At 67.8% G+C, this 351-nt stretch carries 1 protein-coding gene; it reads right to left on the reverse strand.

The window, feature by feature from the left end:
- Positions 1–351, reverse strand: a 351-nt coding sequence (locus MLGJGCBP_RS44400; protein ID WP_160104007.1) for a M23 family metallopeptidase, incomplete at both ends; no start/stop codon positions are given.

Raw genomic sequence — 351 nt, forward strand, 5'->3', positions numbered from 1 at the left:
GGCTGGCCACCGTTCGAACCGGGGTCGGTGGCCTGCGGACTGGCCTGGCCGGGTTCTTGGGCACGCTCGATCCACGGCGCGGGGTCGACGGCGGTGCCGACGCCATCGGGGAGGCGGCCTCCGTCCCAGACCTCGAAGTGCAGGTGAGCGCCGGTGGTCTCGCCGGCATTGCCGATGCGGCCGATCTCTTGACCGGCGGAGACGTGATCACCGTTCTTGACCAGGACACCGTCGTCGAACATGTGCCCGTAGACGGTCGAAACCACCTTCCCGTCGATCTGGTGATCGAGGACGATCCAGTTCCCGAAACCGCTGGCCTGCCCGGCGGCGATGACCCTGCCTTCTGTGAAC

Source organism: Rhodococcus sp. T7 (assembly GCF_009872365.1).
Lineage (GTDB): Bacteria > Actinomycetota > Actinomycetes > Mycobacteriales > Mycobacteriaceae > Rhodococcus_F.